The organism is Cellulosimicrobium sp. Marseille-Q4280, from assembly GCF_943181405.1.
GTDB lineage: Bacteria > Actinomycetota > Actinomycetes > Actinomycetales > Cellulomonadaceae > Cellulosimicrobium.
The window spans coordinates 186929-206695 of sequence record NZ_CALPBY010000009.1; the positions used below are offsets into that span (position 1 = coordinate 186929).

A 19767-nucleotide genomic window follows, 5' to 3' on the forward strand; every position below is an offset into this window, starting at 1 on the left:
TCACGGCGGACCCGGGCCCCCGCACATCTACCCCTTCACCATCACCCGAGCCGCCGAGAAGGAACACCGATGACTGCCAGCACGACCACCTTGACCGTCTACACCAAGCCGAACTGCGTCCAGTGCAACGCGACGTACCGCGCCCTGGACAAGGCGAAGGCGAAGTTCGGCGTCCAGTACGACGTCGTCGACATCACCACCGACCCCAGCGCCCGCGACTACGCGATGTCGCTCGGGCACCTGGCCGCCCCGGTCGTCGTGGTGACCGCCCCGGACGGCTCGATCACGCACTGGGGCGGGTACTCGCCCGACAGCATCAAGGCGTTCGTCGAGGTCTGGCGCGCCGAGCACCCGCAGGAGGCCAAGGAGACGTCCGCCGCGGACGCAGGCGCCGAGGAGCTCGCCACCGCGGCTGCCTGAGCCGCGAGGCAGGTCCTGCACCGCGCCACGACGAAGCCCCCGCCACGCGCAGAGCGTGACGGGGGCTTCGTGCTGGGCGATCAGGCCGCGGGGATCTGCTCGTCGTAGAAGTCGACCGCCGGCCGGTAGGTCGTCGCGGCCACCATCACCAGCGTGCGGGCGTCCGAGAACGGACCGACCAGCAGGTCGCCGATCATCGCGTACACCGCCTCGTGCGAGGCGCCGGCCGGCAGCGCCTGCGCGAGCTGGGTCACCTGCTCGTCGGCCTGGCGGGACTTCACGCGGGCGATCTGCTCGACCTGCAGGACGTAGGCCATGTCCTCGGCCGGGTCCAGCGTCGTCTCGGCCAGCTCAGCCTCGATCGTGTCGTACCCCGCCTCGAACGCCGCGCGGGCGTGGCGCAGCAGCCGGCTCGTCTCGGTGGTCGCCAGCGCCGCCAGGGCGCGCGGCAGGTCACCGCCCCACGCCGGGGTCAGCGCCGCGCTCATCCGCGCGGACTCCTCGGCGTCCGGCTGGGTGCCGGTGAGCACCTTGGCCATCACGCCGGTGAGGTAGTCCATCTCGCCGTCGTCGGGCAGCTCGTCGGCCATGTCGGCCACCGTCATCGCCGCGAGCCGCGCCAGGTCGTTCGCCTTGTCGGGGTCGGACAGGTCGCCCTGCCCGGCGACCAGGTCGCCCAGCAGCGCGAGCCAGGACCACTCGTCGGTCATGTCCGACCCGATGCGGCCCCACGCGGTGCGCCAGTTCAGCTCCCACATGGCGTGCACGACGTCCAGCGCCCAGCTCGGGTCGGAGGTGGCCAGCAGCGGCTCGAGGTCGATGGTGTCCAGGTCGGGGTCGAACGCCCCGTCCAGCCACGCGGCGATCCGCTCGGCGTCCGCGACGTCGGCCGGGTCCAGGTCGACCATCGCGAGCACGTCGAGCCAGGTCCCGGCGTTCTCGTCGCCCGGGTCCAGGATCGGCATGCCGGCGGAGTCGAGCACCAGGTTGCCCTGCTCGTCGCGGACGGCGGCACCCGGGTGGTACAGGCCGGACTCGGTCAGCACGAGCGCCACACGCAGAGCCCAGGCGTCGTCGGTCTCGACCCACAGGCCGCTGTCCTCGTCCAGCTCGAACTGCGCCGGGGCGAGCGGGTCGGTGCTGCGCGGGTCCGGGGCGGCCCAGGGGTCGTTGTCCGCCCCCGTCGGCTCCGGGCGCACCTGACGCTCGTACAGCGACGGCGGCAGCCAGAACAGCGGGTTGCGCAGCGCCTCGGCGGACACGTGCGGGAACCGGCGCCGGGTGTCGTACTGCCCGGCCAGCGGCGCCGGGCCGAGGTCGCCGCAGATCGGGAACGGCATGGTCAGCAGCGGCGAGGCGATCACCTCGTCCTCGACGAGACCGGTGGCGGTCAGGAACGCCAGGCGGCGGCCCTCGAGGACGGCGTAGGTGTCCAGCGCCCCCGACATGACCTGCAGGTCACCGTCGACCGCCTCGGCGATGCTGAACGCCGGCGCTGCGGTCTGCAGCTGCTCGCCCGGGTTGAGCAGGAACTTGTAGCGCGGGTACTGGGTGGTCATGGGTGGCGGCTCCTCGATGGCGGTGACCCCTGTGCAACTGATCAACATGCGCCGAAGTTCGAAGCCGGGAAGTCGCCGCACATCTACCGGGCATGGCGACCTTCGACAGCGCACACCCGCGGCAGGCAGCAGGGGTGACCACCGGCGGGCAGTTCGTGACCAAGGCGCGTCAGGAGGCTGACGTCGACCTGGGCGCGAGCGCACCGCAGGCACCCCAGGGTACCGGCGCGGCGACAGCCGACGCGGCCCGCGAGCTCATGGCCCTGTGGTCCGGCACCGGCAACGCCGAGGCGTACTACGCCCGCGAGGCCGAGGTGCTGGCGTCCGCCCCCGAGGTGCCCGAGGAGGTGTTCCGCGACGACTTCTACCACCCGATGCTGCAGGCGGTGCACTGCGGAGACGACGCCGAACTGGAGCGCCTGGCGGGCCAGCTCGACGCGATCGGCGAGCGTGAGCGCGCCTGGCGCGCGGCCGGGTACCAGCCCCCGGGCGCCGAGTTCGCCGAGTCCCCGACCGGCGGTCCGGTCGTCTACCAGCACCGCACCGGGTCGAAGTACGACGGCTTCCGCGACGTGGCGCAGATCGCCAAGGACGTGCGCGCCGACCTCAAGGCCGCGCAGAAGGCCGGGTACCTGCCGCCCGACATGAGGATCTCGGTCCGCTCCGACAAGTATTCGATGGGCCAGGCCATGCGACTGGCTGTGTCCGGCCTCAGCGACGAGGACCTGTACCAGCCCAAGTCGGACCTCGACCTGTCCTACGGGCGCCGCAACACCGCGTACGCCCGCGAGGTCCGCGACCGCATCGAGGCGATCGCCAAGGCCTACGACCAGACCGAGAGCGAGTCCCAGACGGACTACTACCACGGCACCTACCACTGCTTCGTCGAGCTGATCGACGCCGAGCGCGCCGCGCTCTACGCCCGCGCCTGAGGAGACCCCACCCCGTGACCACCACCCCCTTCGTCGTCGGCCTGGACCTGTCCATGACGTCCACCGGCGTGTGCCGCATCGACCACGACTTGGTCGCCACCGTCACGCGCGAGAAGTCCAAGGGCTCGCGCGACGACAGCCTGGCCGCCCGCCGTGCCCGGCTGCGCGACCTGGCCGACCGGATCGTGGCCCACGCCGTCGGCGCGGACCTGGTCGCTGTCGAGGGGCCCTCGTTCGCCTCCTCCGGCGCCGGGACCCACGACCGCTCCGGCCTGTGGTGGCTGGTCGTCGACAGCCTGCACGGGCACGGCCTGCCCGTCCTGGAGGTCACCCCGTCCCAGCGCATGATCTACGCCACCGGCAAGGGCAACGCCGGCAAGGACGAGGTGCTCGCCAGCGTCATCCGCCGCTACTGGGGCGTGACGGTCGCCGGCAACGACGAGGCCGACGCCCTGGCGATCGCCGCGTCCGCCGCCCGCCTGTTCGGACGTCCGATCGAGGACTCCCTGCCGCAGACCCACCTGCGCGCCCTGGCCAAGCTCACCCTGCCCGCCGGGCTCACGCCGCTGACCGCGGCCGCCGCCTGACCTTCCCCGCACCACCCACCCCTCCCATCACAGCAAGGACCACGCCATGCACACCGCCGTTCCCCACCTGACCGTCGTCGGCCCCGCCCACGCCCAGGCGCTGCTGCCCGACCCGCAGGACGTGCGAGCCGCCGTCGACATCACCGGCTACCCCGTTCCCACCACGAACGCCCACGTGCGCGCCTACGTGCGCGGACGCGCCCGCCACGGCCGGTCCCTGCTGTGCATCCAGCTGCCCCACGCCGACCTGTCCGAGCTCGACATCCCCGGCGCCGACTTCGCCCACGCCGACCTGTACGGCTCCTCATTCGAGAAGGCCGAGCTCACCGGCGCCAACTTCGCCGACGCCGACCTGCGCCTGGCCAACTTCGAGGGCGCGGACCTGACCGGCGCGAACTTTCGCGGGGCGGACCTGCTCGGTGCCCGGTTCGACGACGACACGCAGATGTCCGGCATCGACTGGGACGTCACCACCCGCTGGCCCATCGGATTCAAGGCTCCCGAGGCCCTGTTCGCCACCGCCGGCCACTGACCGGTGCCTGCCGCACATATCCACGACATGGTCCAGACCTCCACGCGCGGGTTCGTGCACCTGCACACCCACACCGAGTACAGCCCCCTCGACGGCATGGGCCGCATGGCCGACCTCGTCAAGGCGGCAGCAGCCGACGGCAACATCGCCTTCGCCGCGACCGACCACGGCACCCTCGGTGGCCTGTGGAAGCTGCGCAAGTTCGCCAAGGCCGCCGGTATCACCCCGATCCCCGGGTGCGAGGTCTACATGGCCATCGGCTCGCGGTTCGACCCCCAGATCATGTGGGTCGACGCCGACGACGAGTCCGGCGACGCGATCGACGAGGACAAGGGCACCGTCGGCGCGCTGGGGGAGAAGCGCAAGAAGAAGAAGATCTACGAGCACCTGACTCTGCTCGCGGTCTCCGAGCAGGGCTGGAAGAACCTCGTGCGGCTGCACAACTCCGCCCAGCAGACCTACTCCCCGGGCGGTGGCGGGCTCGCCAAGCCGCAGCCGCTCATGGACTTCGACCTGCTCGAGAAGTACCACGAGGGCATCGTCGTGCTGACCGGCTGCCTCGGCGGCGGGGTGGCCGGCGCGCTCGTGCGCGAGGACGTCGAGGCCGCCCGGTCCTACCTGACGAACCTGGTGCGGATCTTCGGCCCCGAGAACGTCTACGTCGAGGTGATGGACCACGCCATCCCCGACCAGCGCAAGATCATCGGCGGCCTGCGCGACCTGGCCGCCGAGTTCGACCTGCCGCTGGTGGCGACCAACGACTCGCACTACACCTCCTGCGACCACGACAAGGCGCACGAGGCGTGGCTGGCCGTCGGCACCAAGAAGGTCCTGTCCTCGGAGAAGCGCTTCAAGTTCCACGGGCACGGGCACCACCTGCGCACCGAGGCCGAGATGCGCGCGCTGTTCGACGGCGCCGACTGGTGGCAGGCCGCCTGCGACACGACGGTCGACATCGCCGAGCGCGTGAGCGAGGACGTGTTCGGGGCCACCGGCATGCGCCTGCCCGTCTACGACGTCGCCTCGCTGCACCCGGACTTCCGGCCCGCCGGCGTCGACCACTCCGACAAGCGCGCCATGTCCAACGCCTACTTCCGCCACCTGGTCTCCCAGGGGCTGCGCGAGCGGTACGGCATCGCGCCGGGCGAGAAGCTCTCCGCCGAGGTGAACAAGCGCACCGGCTGGGAGTACACGGTCATCCGCGACCTGGGCTTCGCCGACTACTTCCTCATCGTGCGCGACGTCATCGAGTGGTGCCGCTCCACCCGCGGCCTGCCGACCAAGGCGAACCCGCGCGGCCGCGAGGGGCAGAAGAAGCCCATCCGTGTCGGCCCGGGGCGTGGCTCTGCGGCAGGCTCGCTGTGCTCGTGGGCGCTGCGTATCGTCGGCCCGGACCCCATCAAGAACGGCCTGCTGTTCGAGCGGTTCCTGGACCCCGAGCGTTCCGGCATGCCCGACATCGACGTGGACTTCGAGCAGGGCCGGCGCCCCGAGGTGCTGGTCTACCTGGCCCGCCGCTGGGGCTCCGAGCGCGTCGCCCAGATCGGCACGTTCGGCGTCGCGCGCACCCGCGCCGCGATCAAGGACGCCGCGCGCGTGCTCGAGATGACCCCGCTGGGCGAGAAGCTGTCCAAGCTCGTGCCCGTCGAGGGCGGCAAGCCGTTCTCCATCGCCCAGGTGGAGAGCCCCGACCTGGCCGCGGGCGCCGACTTCCGCACCCTGGTGACCCGCGAGGGTGACAAGGCTGCGGCGATCCTGGACCTGGCCCGGGTGTTCGAGGACGTCATCAAGACGCCCGGCGTGCACCCGTGCGGCGTGCTGATCGCCGACGAGCCGATGTTCGACCTGGTGCCGCTGCGCGTGAACCGCTCCGCGAACGCACCCGCCAACGCCCCCATGATCACCGAGTGGGACGGCGAGGACGTGGGCGACTACGGTCTGCTCAAGCTCGACGTGCTCGGGCTGCGCAACCTCGACGTCATCTCCTACACGGTCGATTTCATCCAGCGGCGCACCGGCGAGCTCGTCGAGCCCGACGACGTCGACCCGGACAACGGCGACCTGCGCGCGCAGGCCGCCTGGGCGCTGCTGCGCGCCGGCAAGACGCCGGGCGTGTTCCAGATGGAGTCCGAGGGGATGACCGCCCTGGCGATGGACGCCGGCCCCGACTGCCTGGACGACCTGTCCTCCATCGTCGCGCTGTACCGCCCGGGCCCGCTCGGGCAGCACATGGACAGGCGCTGGGCCGCCCGCAAGCGCGGCACCGAGCCGGTCGACTACTCGATCTTCACCAACGACCCGGCTGAGCAGGCCGCGATCGCCACGGTGCTCGACGAGTCGATGGCCGTGCCGGTGTTCCAGGAGCAGTCGATGCGTCTGGGCGAGGTCGTGGCCGGGTTCGGACCCGCGGAGAAGAACCGCCTGCGCAAGGCCATCTCCAAGAAGAAGGCCGACGAGATCGAGCGGATCGGCAAGCTCTGGTTCGTCGGCGCCGGCAAGGAGATCCGCGACGAGGCCGGGAACGTCACCAAGATCGCGTTCGCCGAGCGGACCGCGACCCTGCTGTGGGACGCGATCAAGGAGGCGGGCAAGTACCAGTTCAACAAGGCTCACTCCACCGCGTACGGGCAGATCGCGTTCGAGACGTCCTGGCTCAAGGCGAACTGGGGGGCGGAGTTCGCCGCGGCGATCCTCGCGACCACCAAGAAGGACGCGGACAAGCGCGGCGCGGCGATCCTGTCGATGCGCGGCGAGGGCATCGAGCTGCTGCCCCCGGACGTCAACCTCTCGGGCGTGGACACCCAGCCGGAGGAGACCAACGTGCGCCTGGGCCTGTCCGAGGTGCGCGGCGTGGGCGCCAACGCCGCCGCGATCGTCGCCGAGCGCGACGCGAACGGCCCGTTCACGTCCCTGGCCGACCTGCTCGGGCGCGTGCGCGCCGTCCCCAAGGGCGCGGCAGGCGAGACCGACGAGGACGCACCGGACGACCTCGAGCCGGACGCCGAGACCGAGGTCGAGGAGCCCACGGAGACCGGCGCGATGCTGCCGGTGAACGTCGTGGAGTCCCTCATCGCCTCCGGCGCGCTGGACGCCTTCGGGCCCCGGCGCGGGCAGATGATGATCACCCGCGCGGTGCGCGAGCACCCCGACACCGCGGTGCCCGACGTCGAGTGGGGCCTGCTGGAGCGTTCGGGCCGCCAGCGCCAGGCGATCGGCGTCATCACCGGCCAGCACCCGCTGTCCCTGCTGGGCGACCAGCTGCGCGCGTACACCACGCCGAACGGCAAGTACGCCCGCCCGGTGTCCACGGTCCACGAGGCGCCCGAGCGCGCCCAGGTGCTGCTGCTGGGCGTCCTGGCCGGGTACTCCGAGAAGGCGTACTCCAAGGGCCGCATGGGGCGCATCACGCTGGAGGGCACGCAGGGCTCGATCGACGGCGTCATGTGGGACGACGACCGCCAGCGGCTGACGTTCGAGCCGGCCGTCGGGCAGGTCGTGGCGATCTCCGGGTCGGTGCGCCTGCGCGAGATCGAGGTCGAGGACGAGTCCGGCGAGGTCGAGATCGTCTACCGCCGCGAGCTCACCTTCCGCGACATGTGGCAGGTGCCGGTCGTCGACCCGGTCGTGAACAGGTTCTCGGTCCAGGCCGACGACCTCGCGGTCCCGGACGAGCGGGTCGAGCACGCCCCGATGGCGCTGCTCGCGCTGCCCGCGCCGGACCTGGCGCTGGCGACGTACACCGAGCGGCTGCCCGAGATGGTGCTGAACACCCTCGGCGACGCCGTCCACGACACCCCGTGGGCCGACGTCGCCGGGCCGGGCAGCACGTGGCTGTACGGGCGCGGGTCGGACGCCGTGATCGTCTCGGTCGGCAAGGTCACCGCCGCGGCGACCAACGCCGCCCGCGACCTGGCGCACGCCAACGAGCAGGACTGCTGGGTCCTGGTCGGTGACGCATGAGCGAGAAGGTCACCTCCGGGCAGGTCCTCACCGCGGTGCGGGCCCACTTCGGCGCCGAGCACGACACCGTGTCGCCGGAGTGGGCAGCGCTGGACGAACTGACCGACGCCCCCGGGTACGCCGCCAGCCGCCGCGCAGACCTGTTCCTGGTGCGCGCCTGGAACGGCCGGCGCGGCCACGAGCGGATCCTGGTCGAGGTGAAGGTCTCGCGCGCCGACCTGCGGGCCGAGCTCGCCCGCCCCGAGAAGATGGACCAGATCGGGCGGTACGCCCACCGGCTCTACTTCGCTGCGCCCGCCGCCCTGGTCCGGCCCGAGGACGACCTGGGCGCGGGCGTCGGCCTGCTCGAGGTCGGCGAGCACGGGCGCGTGCGCGAGGTCCGCAAGGCCGCGCGCCGCGACCCGCAGCCGGTCCCGCCGGAGATGTTCGTCGAGACGTTCCGCCGCGCCGCCCGGGCCGAGGCCCGCATCCGCGCCGAGGACGACGGCGACCCGGCCGCGACGATCGTGGCGCTGCGCAAGCAGCTGGCGTCCGCGAACGCCGCCGCCGACCGTGCCCGCCAGGCCGCCGCGACCGAGCGGGCCCGCATGGTCACGTTCGAGAACCTCGTGCTGGCGTCCGGGGCGATCCCGTGCACCTGCGGGGCCGAGCTGCGCACCCCCAAGCGACGCTCGCACTGGGACCGGACGCACGCCGACGGGTCACCCTGCCCGGAGCGCTACGGCGCCGGTCCGGACCTGGACGTGATGCGTGCCCGCTTCGACGCGGTCCTGACCCCGTCCGGGGCATCAGATTCACACGAACGGCCCTAGCCGTGTGCCGCACATAGGTAGATCAGAACCTGCAAGCCAAGCAGGAAGCCCCCGAACCACCACGAACCTGCTGGAGAACCACCATGACCGTCAGCTCCGAGCTGGCCACCGCACGCACCGCGGCAACCGACCTGCTCAACCACATCCTGCTGCGCTGCAGCGGACGCCCCGACGGCTGCGTCGTCGTGGTCAGCTACACCGGCGAGGAGGACGTCGCCGACAAGCACCCGCTCGCCGTCGTCGAGATGAACCCGACCAACGGCAGCACCCCGCCGGCCGACTCGGTCCGCCACGCGATCGAGGCCGTCAAGGCCGCCGGCGCCGAGCGGATCGCGATGGTCGCCTTCGACGACGACATCCCGCAGATGCTCTCGCTCACCGCGACGTTCGCCGTCGCGATCGGCCTGCCCGTCCAGCGACTGCTGGTCGACCAGGAGATCTGGCTGGACCCCGACCACCCGTCCGTCACCGGCCGCCTGGACGACACCGTCACGGCCGCCGTCACGGCCGAGGTCGCCGCGGAGTTCCTCGCCCGGAGCGCGGGCCAGCAGTGATCGCCCTGCCCACCTGGCTCGTGCTGGTCTGGCTGGCCGGCGCCGGGGCGATCCTCGCCTCGTACGCCAACCTGGCCGCCGTGCGGATCCCGCGCGGGCAGTCCTCGGTGACCGGGGCGTCCGCGTGCGAGGCGTGCGGGCACAAGGTCCGTCCGTGGGACAACGTCCCGGTGCTGTCGTGGCTGGTGCTGCGCGGACGCTGCCGCGACTGCGGCGCGCGGTTCGGGGTGCGGCACCTGGTCGTCGAGCTCGTCGGTGCCGCCGCGTTCGTCGTGGCGGGCGCCGTGCTGCTCCCGACCGCCGGGTGGGCTGCGCTGGCCGTCGTGCTGGTGATGGTTGTCGGCGGGCTGGTCCTGTCGCTGATCGACCTGCAGACTCACCTGCTGCCCGACCGCGTGATGCTGCCGTGGTCGATCGTGCTGGCGGTGGCGATGGTAGCCGGCACGGCGGTCACGGGGGACTGGTGGGCGCTTGCTCGGGCGGGGATCGGCGCGGTCGCGCTGTTCGCGTTCTACTTCGCCGCCGCGATGGCCTACCCGGCCGGGATGGGGTTCGGCGACGTCAAGCTCGCCGCCCCGCTCGGCGCGGTGATGGCGTTCGTCGGCTGGCCGGCGCTGGCGGTGGGCGCGTTCTGCGCGTTCCTGCTGGGCGCGATCGGCTCGGCGGTGCTCGCGCTGCGCGGGCGCCTGAGGCGCAAGACGGAGGTGCCGTTCGGTCCGTGGATGGTCGCGGGCGCGCTCGTGGGCGTGCTGGCGGGCCCCGTGATCGCGAACTGGTACCTGTCGGTGGTCGGGCTCGCGTAATCGCGAAGTGCCGCACATATGAAGGTTGCGGGGGCTTCCCCGCCGGTCGACCTGCCGCACAGGTCACAGGTAGAGCCGGATCTGAACCGGACGAGCAGTAGGAGGAAGTACACATGGCTGGTGACACCCAGATCACGGTGATCGGGAACCTGACCGGCGACCCGGAGCTGCGGTTCACGCCCTCCGGCGCGGCGGTCGCGAACTTCACGGTCGCCTCCACCCCGCGCACCTTCGACCGGCAGACGAACGAGTGGAAGGACGGCGACACGCTGTTCCTGCGCGGCTCGATCTGGCGCGAGGCCGCGGAGAACGTCGCCGAGTCGCTCACGAAGGGCATGCGCGTCATCGTCCAGGGCCGCCTGGTCCAGCGCTCGTACGAGAAGGACGGTGAGAACCGCACCGTCGTCGAGATGCAGGTCGACGAGATCGGCCCGTCGCTGCGCTACGCGTCGGCGAAGGTCACCCGCAAGCAGGGTGGCGGCAACGGCGGCGGCAACGGTGGCGGCCAGGCGGCCGCGTCCGCCCCGGCGGCGTCGGCGCCCGCCGCGTCGGCCCCGGCTGCGGCCCCGGCCGCGGAGTCCGCGGGCGGTGGCGAGGAGTTCTGAGCCCGGCTCCCTCCTGAGGCAGGCCCTCACCCCTTCGGGGGTGGGGGCCTGTCGCCGTTCCGGCGCATGTTCGTACACCGAGGAGGGGTTCGATGCGATTCGTTGGTGTAGGGGTCGGCCTGGGGCTGGCTCTGGTAGGTGTGATCGCCGCCGGTGGCGGCCTGCAGGACCCGGTCGGTCCGGTCGGCGCGCTGCGGCAGTGGATGGTCGCCGTTGCGGCGCTGATCGCACTCGGGGCGCTCGCGCAGCGCCTGGGCGGGGGCACGGGCCGCTGGACGGGGGAGAAGGACCCGCAGCGCATGTACTCCGTGGAGCAGCGCCGGGTGATCCACGCCCGCGCCGGCGGGCAGTGCGAGTACACCGGGTGGGGCTGGCAGCGCTGCCGCAGCGCGTCCGAGCACGCCGACCACCTGCACCCGCACGCCAAGGGCGGGGCGACCAGCCTGCTCAACGGCGTCGCCTCGTGCGCGCACCACAACACGTCCAAGGGCGCCAAGCTGCTGCCCAAGTCCAAGATCCGCTCCCTCGAGCGGCGCCGGCGCCGGTACTTCCCGCCGGGCGCCGAGGTGCGTGTCGGCGAGCTCTACGACCCCGCGACGACGCGCGTGGGGGAGATGGGCCTGGCCTCGGCCGCCCAGGCGCCGGCCGAGTTCGTGCTGCCGGCCGGCTGGGGCGACGAGCCCGAGTCGGCGCTGCCGCAGACGACTGCACCCCCGGTGCCGTTGTCGACTCCGGGGGTGCAGCGGGCGGCGAACGGCGCCGCGGTGCCGTCGCGGCCACGCGACGTGCCACTGTGGTGAGATGTCCGGCTTGTGCACCCGCACTCGGGCGAGTCGCAATGCCGCACATATACAGTTCATGAGCACCACCACCTCTACGCGCCGCGGATCGGCTCGCCCTTCCCGATCGTCGAAGACGTCGCACCCGACGTCATCGCCCGCGCCGGTCGGCGCCGGCGCATTCGCGTCCGGCCCTCTGCTCACGATCCCCGAGGCGGCCGAGGCGCTGAACATCCCCGAGGGTTCCCTGCGCAAGCAGGTGTCCGGCCGAAAGGTTCCGTTCACCCGCCTGGGCAAGCACGTGCGCTTCGCCGCTCACCACCTTGCTGCGATTGTCGCGGCGGGGGAGCAGGAGGTCCTCTCGCCGCAGGAGCGGCAGGACGAGCTGGGCGCGTCCGAGCCGATCGTGCGCCCTCCTTCGAGCGGGCGGCGGCACACGGGCGGGCGCCCCCGCTCGAAGCTGTAGATCCTCACCGACGACGAACGGCGTCCGCACCCGAGCCCCGGGGCGGACGCCGTTCGTCGTGCTCAGGCGGTGCGGAGGCGCCGCGCTCCCCGCGGACCGGGGCGGACCGGCCGCGCGTCGACCTCGGCGCGAGTTGGCGCGGGCACAATCGCCTGCCGTACCGACGTCATCGCCGTAGCCATCGCCTGAGCCATGACGGGGTCGTGCAGGTCGATCAGGCCGCCGTAGATGTCGTAGGTGATCTGGATGCTGGCATGGCCGAGCATCTCGGAGACGACCTCGATGCGGACGCCGGCGGCGAGCGTCCACACAACCGCGGTGTGCCGCAGCATGTGCGGCGTCGCCTTCTTGGTTAGGCCGCGGCGCTCGGCCTCCCGGCGGGCGGGTAGCCACCGGTCGCTGTGGAACTCGGTGTAGCGCCAAGGGTTCCCTCGCGCGGTGACGAACACATACTCCGAGGCGCCTCGCCCCTCGACGATGGACAGCAGTCGGGATGCCTGGTCGCCGGTGACGACGACGTACCTCGAGCGCCGCGACTTCGGCGGCCCGAGGACCCAGCGTGCGCTCTCGCCCTCGCGATGGCGGATCGGCGTCCGGTCGTCCGGCGCCCGCGTCGACCAGGCGCGCACGATGTGGATGACCACAGACTCCTGCCCGTCGTCCTCGCGCACCGAGAGGTCGCCAACTCGCAGCGCCGAGACCTCGCCCCAGCGCATGCCCGTCGCGAGCAGCAGGTCCGCTAGAGGGAGAACGTCGGTCTTGAGGCACGATCGCAGCAGGGCCCACTCCCCGTGCTGGAAGAACCGGATCTGGCGCGCCTCGCGAGCGTCCGTGCTGGGGAGCTCCGTCAGCTGGCACGGGTTGTCGTGGCGAAGGCCTAGCTTGATCTGCCCGAACTTCATGATCGACGACAGCAGGCCGTGCCAGTTCTTGATCGACTTCGGCGTCCACGGGACATCGAGCTCGGCGTCGATCCAGTCGGAGATGTCCTCGGGCACGATGTCTGCGAAGGGCAACTTCCCGAACGCGGGCTCCAGGTGCAGCGCGTAGTTGCGCTGGTACCGGTGCACGGAGTACGCCTTGACGCGGCCGAGGTTGATCCGCCGCTGCTGCTCGGCGAAGAACTCCTCGGCAACCGACGCGAAGGTGCGGCCGTCGATGATCGAGTCGATGTAGCCCTCGCCCTTGACCCAGCCGCGCGGCCAGTATTCGCCTGCGCGCTCGACGTCCTCCATGAAGGACTCGGCTCGTGCGCGGGACGTGAAGGTCTCGGACTGCATCGCGCCGTCGCGCGATCCGCCCAGCCGCCAGCGAACTCGAAAGGCGGTGGATCCGTCGGACGAGCGCGAGCGCTCGGAGATGTATGCCATGTGCTGGTTCCTCGGGGTCGGGCCCCCGCCGGAAACCCCCGGCGGTGCGCCCCTGGTGCGCCCATTGGGAGGGGGCTTCCCCTCCGACCAGGGTGTTTTCCCAGGTCAGAGGGCATGCCCAGAAGTGTCCGGAGGGGGACTTGAACCCCCACGCCCGATAAAGGGCACTAGCACCTCAAGCTAGCGCGTCTGCCATTCCGCCACCCGGACGAGTGGACCTTCCCGGCGTTCCCGCCGTTCCGGTGCGGGGAAAAACATAGCACGGCTGGCGGGTGGATCCCGCATCGCGTCCGCCCGCCGACCCGCATCGCGTCCGCCCGCCGACCTGCACCGGGAGAGCGCGACGGCGGTGCGCGGGCGCCTGCTCCGGACCGGTGTGCCGTACCCGGCGTCGGGGGACGACCTGGGGCACACTGGGCGGATGACGGCGACCTCCGGACAGGACCAGGCGTGACGGACGAGCAGCGGCCCGTGAGCGGGCCCACGCCCACGCCACGTCCCGGTTCCGGCTCGGAGCGCTCGGCGGCGTCGGTCAAGCACCTCGCCGGGGCGTCGCGCGAGGCGCGCAAGGTGGCGGGTGCACGCCGGAACCCGTCGGTCGTCGGGTACGACGAGACGGTGCCCGCGTGGCTGCGGACGACGGCGGGCTGGTCCTGGCGGCTGCTCATGGTCGTGGCCGCGGTCGCCCTGATCTTCTACGCGACGGCACAGGTCCAGCTCGTGTTCGTCGCGGTCTTCCTGGCGCTCGTCATCACGTCGGTGCTGCGGCCCGTGACGGACTTCTACGCGCGGATCATGCCGCGCGGGCTCGCGACCGCTCTCGCGATCCTCTCCGCGCTGCTCTTCTTCGCGGGTCTGCTGACGTACATCATCACGTCGGTCGCGGGGCAGTGGGAGGAGCTCGCGGGCGAGTTCAGCGACGGCATCGACCAGATCCTCGACTTCCTGGAGAACGGTCCGCTCCCGGTCTCGATCACGGGCGACGACGTCAACGAGTGGATCGAGAACGGGCGGCAGTGGCTCACCGAGCACGGCGGCGACATCGCGAGCCAGGCGGCCGCGAGTGCCGGGTCGGTGTTCGAGGCGTTCGCCGCGATCGCCCTCGCCATCTTCTGCACCGTGTTCTTCCTCGCACGGGGCAAGGACCTGTGGACGTGGTTCCTCAACCAGCTCCCGGCGCGCTCGCGCGAGAGCTGGAAGATCGCCGGGGGAGCGGGCTGGTACACGTTCTCGGGCTACGCGCGCGGCACCGTGCTCATCGCGCTCGCCGACGGCGCCCTCGCCTTCATCCTCCTCGCGATCCTCGGCGTCCCGCTCGCCGCGCCGCTCGCGGTGCTCGTGTTCATCGGTGCCTTCATCCCGATCATCGGGGCGCCGCTCGCCATGATCATCGCCGCGGTCGTGGCGCTCGCCGCGGACGGCTTCGTCACGGCGCTCATCGTCACGGTCGGGATCGCCCTCATCGGGCAGTTCGAGGGCCACATCCTGCAGCCGCTCATCATGGGCGCCCAGGTCTCGCTGCACCCCGTGGTCGTCGCGCTCGCCGTCACCGGCGGGACGTTGCTGGCCGGGATCCTCGGTGCCGTGGTGTCCGTGCCGCTCGTCGCCGTCGCCTGGGCGGTGTTCTCGAAGCTGCGGCACAAGGACCCGCCGATGGAGGACGAGATCCCCACGGCCAAGGAGATCGCCCTCTCGGAGGGGCCGTCGCCGACGTCGCCGACACGCGACGCCGGCTGAGTCCCCGGAGGGGCCGTGCCCCGCCGCTCCCCGTGCTGTGGCCCGGGCCCATCGTCAGCGCGGGACGGCGGAGACCCCCGCCGCGAGGCGGAGGGTGACGTGGACCTGGTCGCCCACGCCCTTGCCGAGCCGGTCCCGGATCGCCCGGAGGACGGCGAGCAGGTGAGGACCGCCGTAGGCGACGAGGGACGCGTGGTAGGCGACGTCGTCGACCTCGACCCGCACGGGCACGCGCCCGCGCGTGCCGAACAGGTCCGTGGTGTCGACGGGCACCTCGACGAACACGCCCGACGCGGTGCCGGAGTCGACGAGGACGGCGTCGAACTCCACCTCGCCGGGGTCCGTCCACGTGGGCATGGCCCGACCGTAGCCGACGGGCCGGACCTGCGGAACCCTCGCCGCGCGCTGCGGCGCAGAGCGGTCGTCGTGCGCGCCGGGGCGACGCGCGACGACACTGGACCATGAGGATCGGGATACCCACCGAGGTCAAGAACCACGAGGACCGCGTCGCGCTCACCCCCGCCGGCGCCCACCACCTCGTGCGGGCCGGGCACGACGTGCTCGTCCAGTCCGGGGCCGGCGCCGGCTCCCACCTGCCCGACGAGGAGTTCGAGCGCGCGGGCGCGCGCGTCGTCGCCACCGCCGAGGAGGTGTGGGGCGAGGCCGAGCTCGTGTGCAAGGTCAAGGAGCCGGTCGCGAGCGAGTACGGCCACCTGCGCGAGGACCTGCTGCTGTTCGCCTACCTGCACCTCGCCGCCGACGCCGCGGGCACGCGTGCGCTGCTCGACGCCGGGACGACGTCCGTCGCGTACGAGACCGCGCAGGCCCCGGACGGGAGCCTGCCCCTGCTCGCACCGATGAGCGAGGTCGCGGGGCGCATGGCGACCCAGGTGGGCGCATGGCTCCTGCAGCGCCCGGCCGGCGGCCGCGGCGTCCTGCTGGGCGGCGTGCCCGGGACGCCGCCGGGGCGGGTCGTCGTCCTGGGGGGTGGAACGGCGGGGCGCAACGCGGCGCAGGTCGCGGTCGGGTTGCGCGCCGAGGTGACCGTCCTCGACCTGTCGCTGCCCGTGCTGCGCGGCCTCGACGTCGAGTTCTCCGGTCACGTGCGGACGGTCGCGTCGAGCCTGTACGCCGTCGAGCGGGCGGTGCTCGAGGCCGACCTCGTGGTCGGGGCCGTCCTCGTCGCCGGAGCCCGCGCTCCGCGGCTCGTGAGCGACGACCTCGTCGCCCGCATGCGCCCCGGAGCGGTGCTCGTCGACATCGCCGTCGACCAGGGCGGGTGCTTCGAGGGCTCGCACCCCACGACCCACGACGACCCGACGTTCGCCGTCCACGGCACGACCTTCTACTGCGTCGCCAACATGCCCGGCGCCGTCCCGGTCACGAGCACGCAGGCGCTGACGAGCGCGACGCTGCCGTACCTCGCGGCGCTCGCGGACGGAGGGCTCGACGCCCTCCGCGACGACCCGCTCCTGGCGTCCGGCGCGTCGACGCACCGCGGCGTGCTGCTCAACGAGGCCGTCGCGGCGGCGCACGGTCTCGGGTGGTCGCCCCTCGTCGAGGTGCTCGCGGGCTGAGCGCGGGTCTCGCCGGTCCGGCGCGTCGCCGAACCCGTCCGAAAGGACGTGCGCCCTCGCGGCGGGTCGTGACAGGTTGGGTCCCGTGCAGCCCTTCGCCCTGGACGACGGCGTCGTCCACCTCGCCTCCCCGACCCTCGACGACGTCGACGCGATCACCGTCGCGTGCCAGGACCCCGACGTCGCCGCCTGGACCGTCGTCCCGTCGCCGTACACGCGCGACGACGCGCTGGGCTTCGTGCAGGGCTACGTGGCACCGGGCTGGGAGCGCGGGAGCGTCTTCACCTGGGCGGTGCGCGAGTCGGTCGGGCCGTCGGGCGTGCCCGGGCCGGAGGGCGCCGGACCGTTGCTCGGGATGTTCGGGCTGGGCCTCGACGACGGCCCGGACGGGCAGCGCTCCGCCGAGCTCGGCTACTGGATGTCGCCCGCCGGCCGCGGCCGCGGTCTCGCGACGGCCGCCGGTCGCCTCGTCGTCGACTGGGCGTTCGACCCGGAGGGGCTCGGCCTCGCGCGCCTGTCCTGGGAGGCGTACGTCGGGAACTGGCCGTCGCGTCGCCTCGCGTGGCGGCTCGGCTTCCGTGTCGAGGGGACCGTGCGCGGTCACTCCCTGCAGCGGGGCGTCCGCCGCGACGCGTGGGTGGCGACGCTCCTGCCGGACGACCCGCGCGAGCCGGTCGAGCCGTGGCCCGACGCCGCACCCCGCCTCGCGACGACCTCCTGAGGTCCGTCGCGCCGCCCGGGTGGATTCCGTTTCACCCGGGCGGCGCCGCGGGGCGAGGATGGGGGCCATGACGTCCCATCCGCTCGCGCCCACCGGCGCAGACCTCGACCTCGATCCCGCCAACCCGTTCGCCGCCCCGTCGCGGCTGCCGTACGAGCTGCCCGACTACACCGCGGTGCGCGAGGAGCACTACGTGCCCGCGCTGCGCGCGGCGATGGCTGCGCAGCGTGCCGCCGTCGAGGCGATCGCCACCGACCCGGAGGCTCCCTCGGTGGCCAACACGCTCGAGGCTCTCGAGCGCTCCGGCCGCAGCCTGTCACGGGTCGCGCACGCGTTCTACAACCAGCTCAGCGCCGACGCGACGCCGGGGCTGGAGGACATCGAGGAGGAGCTCGCACCCGAGTACGCGGCCCACCACGACGCGATCTACATGGACGCGCGCCTGTACGCGCGGGCGCGGGCGCTCCAGGATGCCGTCGACGCCGGCGACGAGACGCTGGAGCCCGACGCCGCGTGGCTGCTGCACACGCTGCTCACCGACTTCCGCCGTTCGGGCGTCGAGCTCGACGCGGCGGAGCAGGAGCGCCTGCGCGAGATCAACGGCCGTCTGACGAGCCTCGAGGCGGCGTTCGGGCGCAAGCTCCTCGCCGGGGCCAACGCGGCGAGCGTGCTCGTGACGGACCGTGCCGAGCTCGTCGGCCTCGCGGACGACGCGGTCGCCGGTGCGGCCGAGGCCGCCGCGGCGCGCGGTCACGAGGGCGCGTGGCTGCTCGAGATGCAGCTCCCGACCCAGCAGGGCGTGCTCGCGTCCCTCACGGACCGCGACGTGCGCGAGCGCGTGCAGCGCGCGTCCGAGGGCCGCGGCGCGACGGGCGACGACCACGACACGCGCGAGATCGTCCTCGAGACCGTGCGCCTGCGCGCCGAGCGCGCGCGCCTCCTCGGTTACGAGCACCACGCCGCGTACGTCGCCGAGGACGCGACGGCGAAGACGACCGACGCCGTGAACGCGATGCTGTCCCGGCTCGCGCCGGCCGCCGTCGCGAACGCGCGCCGCGAGGCCGCGGACCTGGAGGCGGCCCTGCAGGCGGACCACGCCGGCGCGAGCCTGCGGGCCTCGGACTGGTCCTTCTACGCCGAGCGCGTGCGCAAGGACCGCTACGCGCTCGACGACGCGCTCCTGCGCCCGTACCTCGAGCTCGAGCGCGTCGTGCACGACGGCGTCTTCCGTGCCGCGAACCGGCTGTTCGGGATCTCGTTCACCGAGCGCGCGGACCTCGTCGGGTACCACCCGGACGTGCGCGTGTTCGAGGTGTTCGACGCCGAGACCCCGGGCCAGCCGGGCGAGGGGATGGGCCTGTTCCTCGCCGACTGGTACACGCGCGAGTCGAAGCGCGGCGGCGCCTGGATGAACAACCTCGTCGACCAGAACCACCTGCTCGACCAGAAGCCGGTCGTCGTGAACAACCTCAACATCGTCAAGCCGCCGGCCGGACAGCCGACGCTGCTCGTGTGGGACGAGGTCATCACGCTGTTCCACGAGTTCGGGCACGCGCTGCACGGGCTCTTCTCCGACGTGCGGTTCCCGTCGCAGTCGGGCACCGACGTGCCGCGCGACTTCGTCGAGTACCCCTCGCAGGTCAACGAGATGTGGGCCTGGGAGCCGGAGATCCTGCGCGCCTACGCCGTGCACCACGAGACCGGGGAGCCCATGCCGGCGGAGTGGGTCGACACGATGCTCGCGTCGCGCCAGTTCAACGAGGGCTTCGGCACGACCGAGTACCTTGCGGCGGCGCTGCTCGACCAGGCCTGGCACCAGCTCTCGGCCGACGCCGTGCCGACGTCGGTGGAGGACGTGCTGCCCTTCGAGGCCGCCGCGCTCGACGGCGCGGGCGTGGCGTTCGCGCCGGTCCCGTCGCGGTACCGCACCACGTACTACAACCACGTGTTCGGCGGCGGGTACTCGGCCGGGTACTACTCGTACATCTGGTCGGAGGTGCTCGACGCCGACACGGTCGAGTGGTACCGCGAGAACGGCGGCCTGACGCGCGAGAACGGCGAGCGGTTCCGTCGCGCGCTCCTCGCGCGCGGTGGCTCGCAGGACCCGCTGCAGTCCTTCCGCGAGCTGCGCGGTCGCGACGCGGACATCGCGCCGCTGCTCGCCCGCCGCGGCCTCGACGCCTGACGCGCCGCCCGCACGCCCGAAGACCAGGAACCGCGAGGTAGTACCCCGGTTCCGCGAGGTAGTACCGCTGTCACGACAGCGGTACTACCTCGCGCGACCGGGGTACGACGTCGTCCCACCGGGGTACTACCTCGCGGCCTCGCTCCGGCCGGGTCCGCCCGGCGAGCG

Annotated in this window: 18 protein-coding genes and 1 tRNA gene; 15 read left to right on the top strand and 4 right to left on the bottom strand. The window is 72.6% G+C overall.

The window, feature by feature from the left end; all coding sequences use genetic code 11:
* Nucleotides 1–69 precede the first annotated feature (69 nt).
* A complete protein-coding gene (locus NFS20_RS22395) occupies nucleotides 70–420 on the top strand; it encodes a glutaredoxin domain-containing protein (protein ID WP_502800845.1) in 351 nt (116 codons plus the stop codon).
* Between the two features lie 80 nt (nucleotides 421–500).
* Here the strand turns inward: NFS20_RS22395 and NFS20_RS21575 are convergent, their stop codons facing one another.
* A complete protein-coding gene (locus tag NFS20_RS21575) occupies nucleotides 501–1979 on the bottom strand; it encodes a hypothetical protein (protein ID WP_251153833.1) in 1479 nt (492 codons plus the stop codon).
* A gap of 92 nt (nucleotides 1980–2071) precedes the next feature.
* On the opposite strand from NFS20_RS21575, the gene NFS20_RS21580 reads away from it, so the two are divergent.
* The 10 genes from NFS20_RS21580 to NFS20_RS21625 all read left to right on the top strand — a co-directional run bounded on the left by NFS20_RS21580 (nucleotide 2072) and on the right by NFS20_RS21625 (nucleotide 12009).
* A complete protein-coding gene (locus tag NFS20_RS21580; protein ID WP_251153834.1) occupies nucleotides 2072–2911 on the top strand; it encodes a hypothetical protein in 840 nt (279 codons plus the stop codon).
* A gap of 14 nt (nucleotides 2912–2925) precedes the next feature.
* Entirely contained in the window at nucleotides 2926–3498 is a 573-nt protein-coding gene (locus NFS20_RS21585; RefSeq protein WP_251153835.1) for a hypothetical protein, read from the top strand.
* 46 nt (nucleotides 3499–3544) lie between these two features.
* Nucleotides 3545–4030 (top strand): pentapeptide repeat-containing protein, encoded by a 486-nt coding sequence (locus NFS20_RS21590; protein ID WP_251153836.1) that lies wholly within the window; start codon nucleotides 3545–3547, stop codon nucleotides 4028–4030.
* 27 nt (nucleotides 4031–4057) lie between these two features.
* Complete coding sequence (locus NFS20_RS21595; RefSeq protein ID WP_251153837.1) at nucleotides 4058–7990, top strand: DNA polymerase III subunit alpha; 3933 nt, start codon at nucleotides 4058–4060, stop codon at nucleotides 7988–7990.
* A complete protein-coding gene (locus NFS20_RS21600) occupies nucleotides 7987–8802 on the top strand; it encodes a hypothetical protein (protein WP_251153838.1) in 816 nt (271 codons plus the stop codon). The genes NFS20_RS21595 and NFS20_RS21600 overlap by 4 nt, the downstream gene beginning before the upstream one ends.
* Nucleotides 8803–8885: 83 nt before the next feature.
* A complete protein-coding gene (locus NFS20_RS21605) occupies nucleotides 8886–9356 on the top strand; it encodes a hypothetical protein (RefSeq protein WP_251153839.1) in 471 nt (156 codons plus the stop codon).
* Nucleotides 9353–10159, top strand: a complete 807-nt coding sequence (locus NFS20_RS21610; RefSeq protein ID WP_251153840.1) for a prepilin peptidase — start codon at nucleotides 9353–9355, stop codon at nucleotides 10157–10159. Before NFS20_RS21605 ends, NFS20_RS21610 begins: the two co-directional genes overlap by 4 nt.
* Nucleotides 10160–10272: 113 nt before the next feature.
* On the top strand, nucleotides 10273–10764 hold the full coding sequence (locus NFS20_RS21615) for a single-stranded DNA-binding protein (RefSeq protein WP_251153841.1): 492 nt from the start codon (nucleotides 10273–10275) through the stop codon (nucleotides 10762–10764).
* Between the two features lie 92 nt (nucleotides 10765–10856).
* A complete protein-coding gene (locus NFS20_RS21620; protein ID WP_251153842.1) occupies nucleotides 10857–11564 on the top strand; it encodes an HNH endonuclease in 708 nt (235 codons plus the stop codon).
* Nucleotides 11565–11622: 58 nt separating this feature from the next.
* Complete coding sequence (locus NFS20_RS21625; protein ID WP_251153843.1) at nucleotides 11623–12009, top strand: helix-turn-helix domain-containing protein; 387 nt, start codon at nucleotides 11623–11625, stop codon at nucleotides 12007–12009.
* A 62-nt stretch (nucleotides 12010–12071) separates the two neighbouring features.
* Here NFS20_RS21625 and NFS20_RS21630 read toward each other — a convergent pair whose 3' ends face one another.
* Nucleotides 12072–13244, bottom strand: a complete 1173-nt coding sequence (locus NFS20_RS21630) for a tyrosine-type recombinase/integrase (RefSeq protein ID WP_251153844.1) — start codon at nucleotides 13242–13244, stop codon at nucleotides 12072–12074.
* Between the two features lie 260 nt (nucleotides 13245–13504).
* A tRNA-Leu gene (locus tag NFS20_RS21635) sits at nucleotides 13505–13589 on the bottom strand.
* 240 nt (nucleotides 13590–13829) lie between these two features.
* On the opposite strand from NFS20_RS21635, the gene NFS20_RS21640 reads away from it, so the two are divergent.
* Nucleotides 13830–15116 carry an AI-2E family transporter gene (locus tag NFS20_RS21640; protein WP_251153845.1) on the top strand — a complete coding sequence of 429 codons (1287 nt, stop codon included), beginning with the start codon at nucleotides 13830–13832 and terminating at the stop codon, nucleotides 15114–15116.
* Between the two features lie 54 nt (nucleotides 15117–15170).
* Here NFS20_RS21640 and NFS20_RS21645 read toward each other — a convergent pair whose 3' ends face one another.
* On the bottom strand, nucleotides 15171–15473 hold the full coding sequence (locus tag NFS20_RS21645) for a DUF1905 domain-containing protein (RefSeq protein ID WP_251153846.1): 303 nt from the start codon (nucleotides 15471–15473) through the stop codon (nucleotides 15171–15173).
* A 104-nt stretch (nucleotides 15474–15577) separates the two neighbouring features.
* On the opposite strand from NFS20_RS21645, the gene ald reads away from it, so the two are divergent.
* The 3 genes from ald to NFS20_RS21660 all read left to right on the top strand — a co-directional run bounded on the left by ald (nucleotide 15578) and on the right by NFS20_RS21660 (nucleotide 19599).
* Entirely contained in the window at nucleotides 15578–16693 is a 1116-nt protein-coding gene (ald, locus tag NFS20_RS21650; RefSeq protein ID WP_251153847.1) for an alanine dehydrogenase, read from the top strand.
* Between the two features lie 85 nt (nucleotides 16694–16778).
* A complete protein-coding gene (locus tag NFS20_RS21655; RefSeq protein ID WP_251153848.1) occupies nucleotides 16779–17414 on the top strand; it encodes a GNAT family N-acetyltransferase in 636 nt (211 codons plus the stop codon).
* A 67-nt stretch (nucleotides 17415–17481) separates the two neighbouring features.
* Nucleotides 17482–19599: a M3 family metallopeptidase gene (locus NFS20_RS21660; protein WP_502800846.1), complete on the top strand. Its 2118-nt coding sequence runs from the start codon at nucleotides 17482–17484 to the stop codon at nucleotides 19597–19599.
* Nucleotides 19600–19767 lie beyond the last annotated feature (168 nt).

Bases quoted from the DNA above. Each gene is read 5' to 3' on its own strand.
- NFS20_RS21620 (WP_251153842.1), top strand. From the start codon at position 10,857: ATGCGATTCGTTGGTGTAGGGGTCGGCCTGGGGCTGGCTCTGGTAGGT.
- ald (WP_251153847.1), top strand. From the start codon at position 15,578: ATGAGGATCGGGATACCCACCGAGGTCAAGAACCACGAGGACCGCGTC.
- NFS20_RS22395 (WP_502800845.1), top strand. From the start codon at position 70: ATGACTGCCAGCACGACCACCTTGACCGTCTACACCAAGCCGAACTGC.
- NFS20_RS21630 (WP_251153844.1), bottom strand. From the start codon at position 13,244: ATGGAGGACGTCGAGCGCGCAGGCGAATACTGGCCGCGCGGCTGGGTC.
- NFS20_RS21575 (WP_251153833.1), bottom strand. From the start codon at position 1,979: ATGACCACCCAGTACCCGCGCTACAAGTTCCTGCTCAACCCGGGCGAG.
- NFS20_RS21615 (WP_251153841.1), top strand. From the start codon at position 10,273: ATGGCTGGTGACACCCAGATCACGGTGATCGGGAACCTGACCGGCGAC.
- NFS20_RS21645 (WP_251153846.1), bottom strand. From the start codon at position 15,473: ATGCCCACGTGGACGGACCCCGGCGAGGTGGAGTTCGACGCCGTCCTC.
- NFS20_RS21600 (WP_251153838.1), top strand. From the start codon at position 7,987: ATGAGCGAGAAGGTCACCTCCGGGCAGGTCCTCACCGCGGTGCGGGCC.
- NFS20_RS21660 (WP_502800846.1), top strand. From the start codon at position 17,482: ATGACGTCCCATCCGCTCGCGCCCACCGGCGCAGACCTCGACCTCGAT.
- NFS20_RS21595 (WP_251153837.1), top strand. From the start codon at position 4,058: ATGGTCCAGACCTCCACGCGCGGGTTCGTGCACCTGCACACCCACACC.
- NFS20_RS21590 (WP_251153836.1), top strand. From the start codon at position 3,545: ATGCACACCGCCGTTCCCCACCTGACCGTCGTCGGCCCCGCCCACGCC.
- NFS20_RS21605 (WP_251153839.1), top strand. From the start codon at position 8,886: ATGACCGTCAGCTCCGAGCTGGCCACCGCACGCACCGCGGCAACCGAC.
- NFS20_RS21625 (WP_251153843.1), top strand. From the start codon at position 11,623: ATGAGCACCACCACCTCTACGCGCCGCGGATCGGCTCGCCCTTCCCGA.
- NFS20_RS21580 (WP_251153834.1), top strand. From the start codon at position 2,072: ATGGCGACCTTCGACAGCGCACACCCGCGGCAGGCAGCAGGGGTGACC.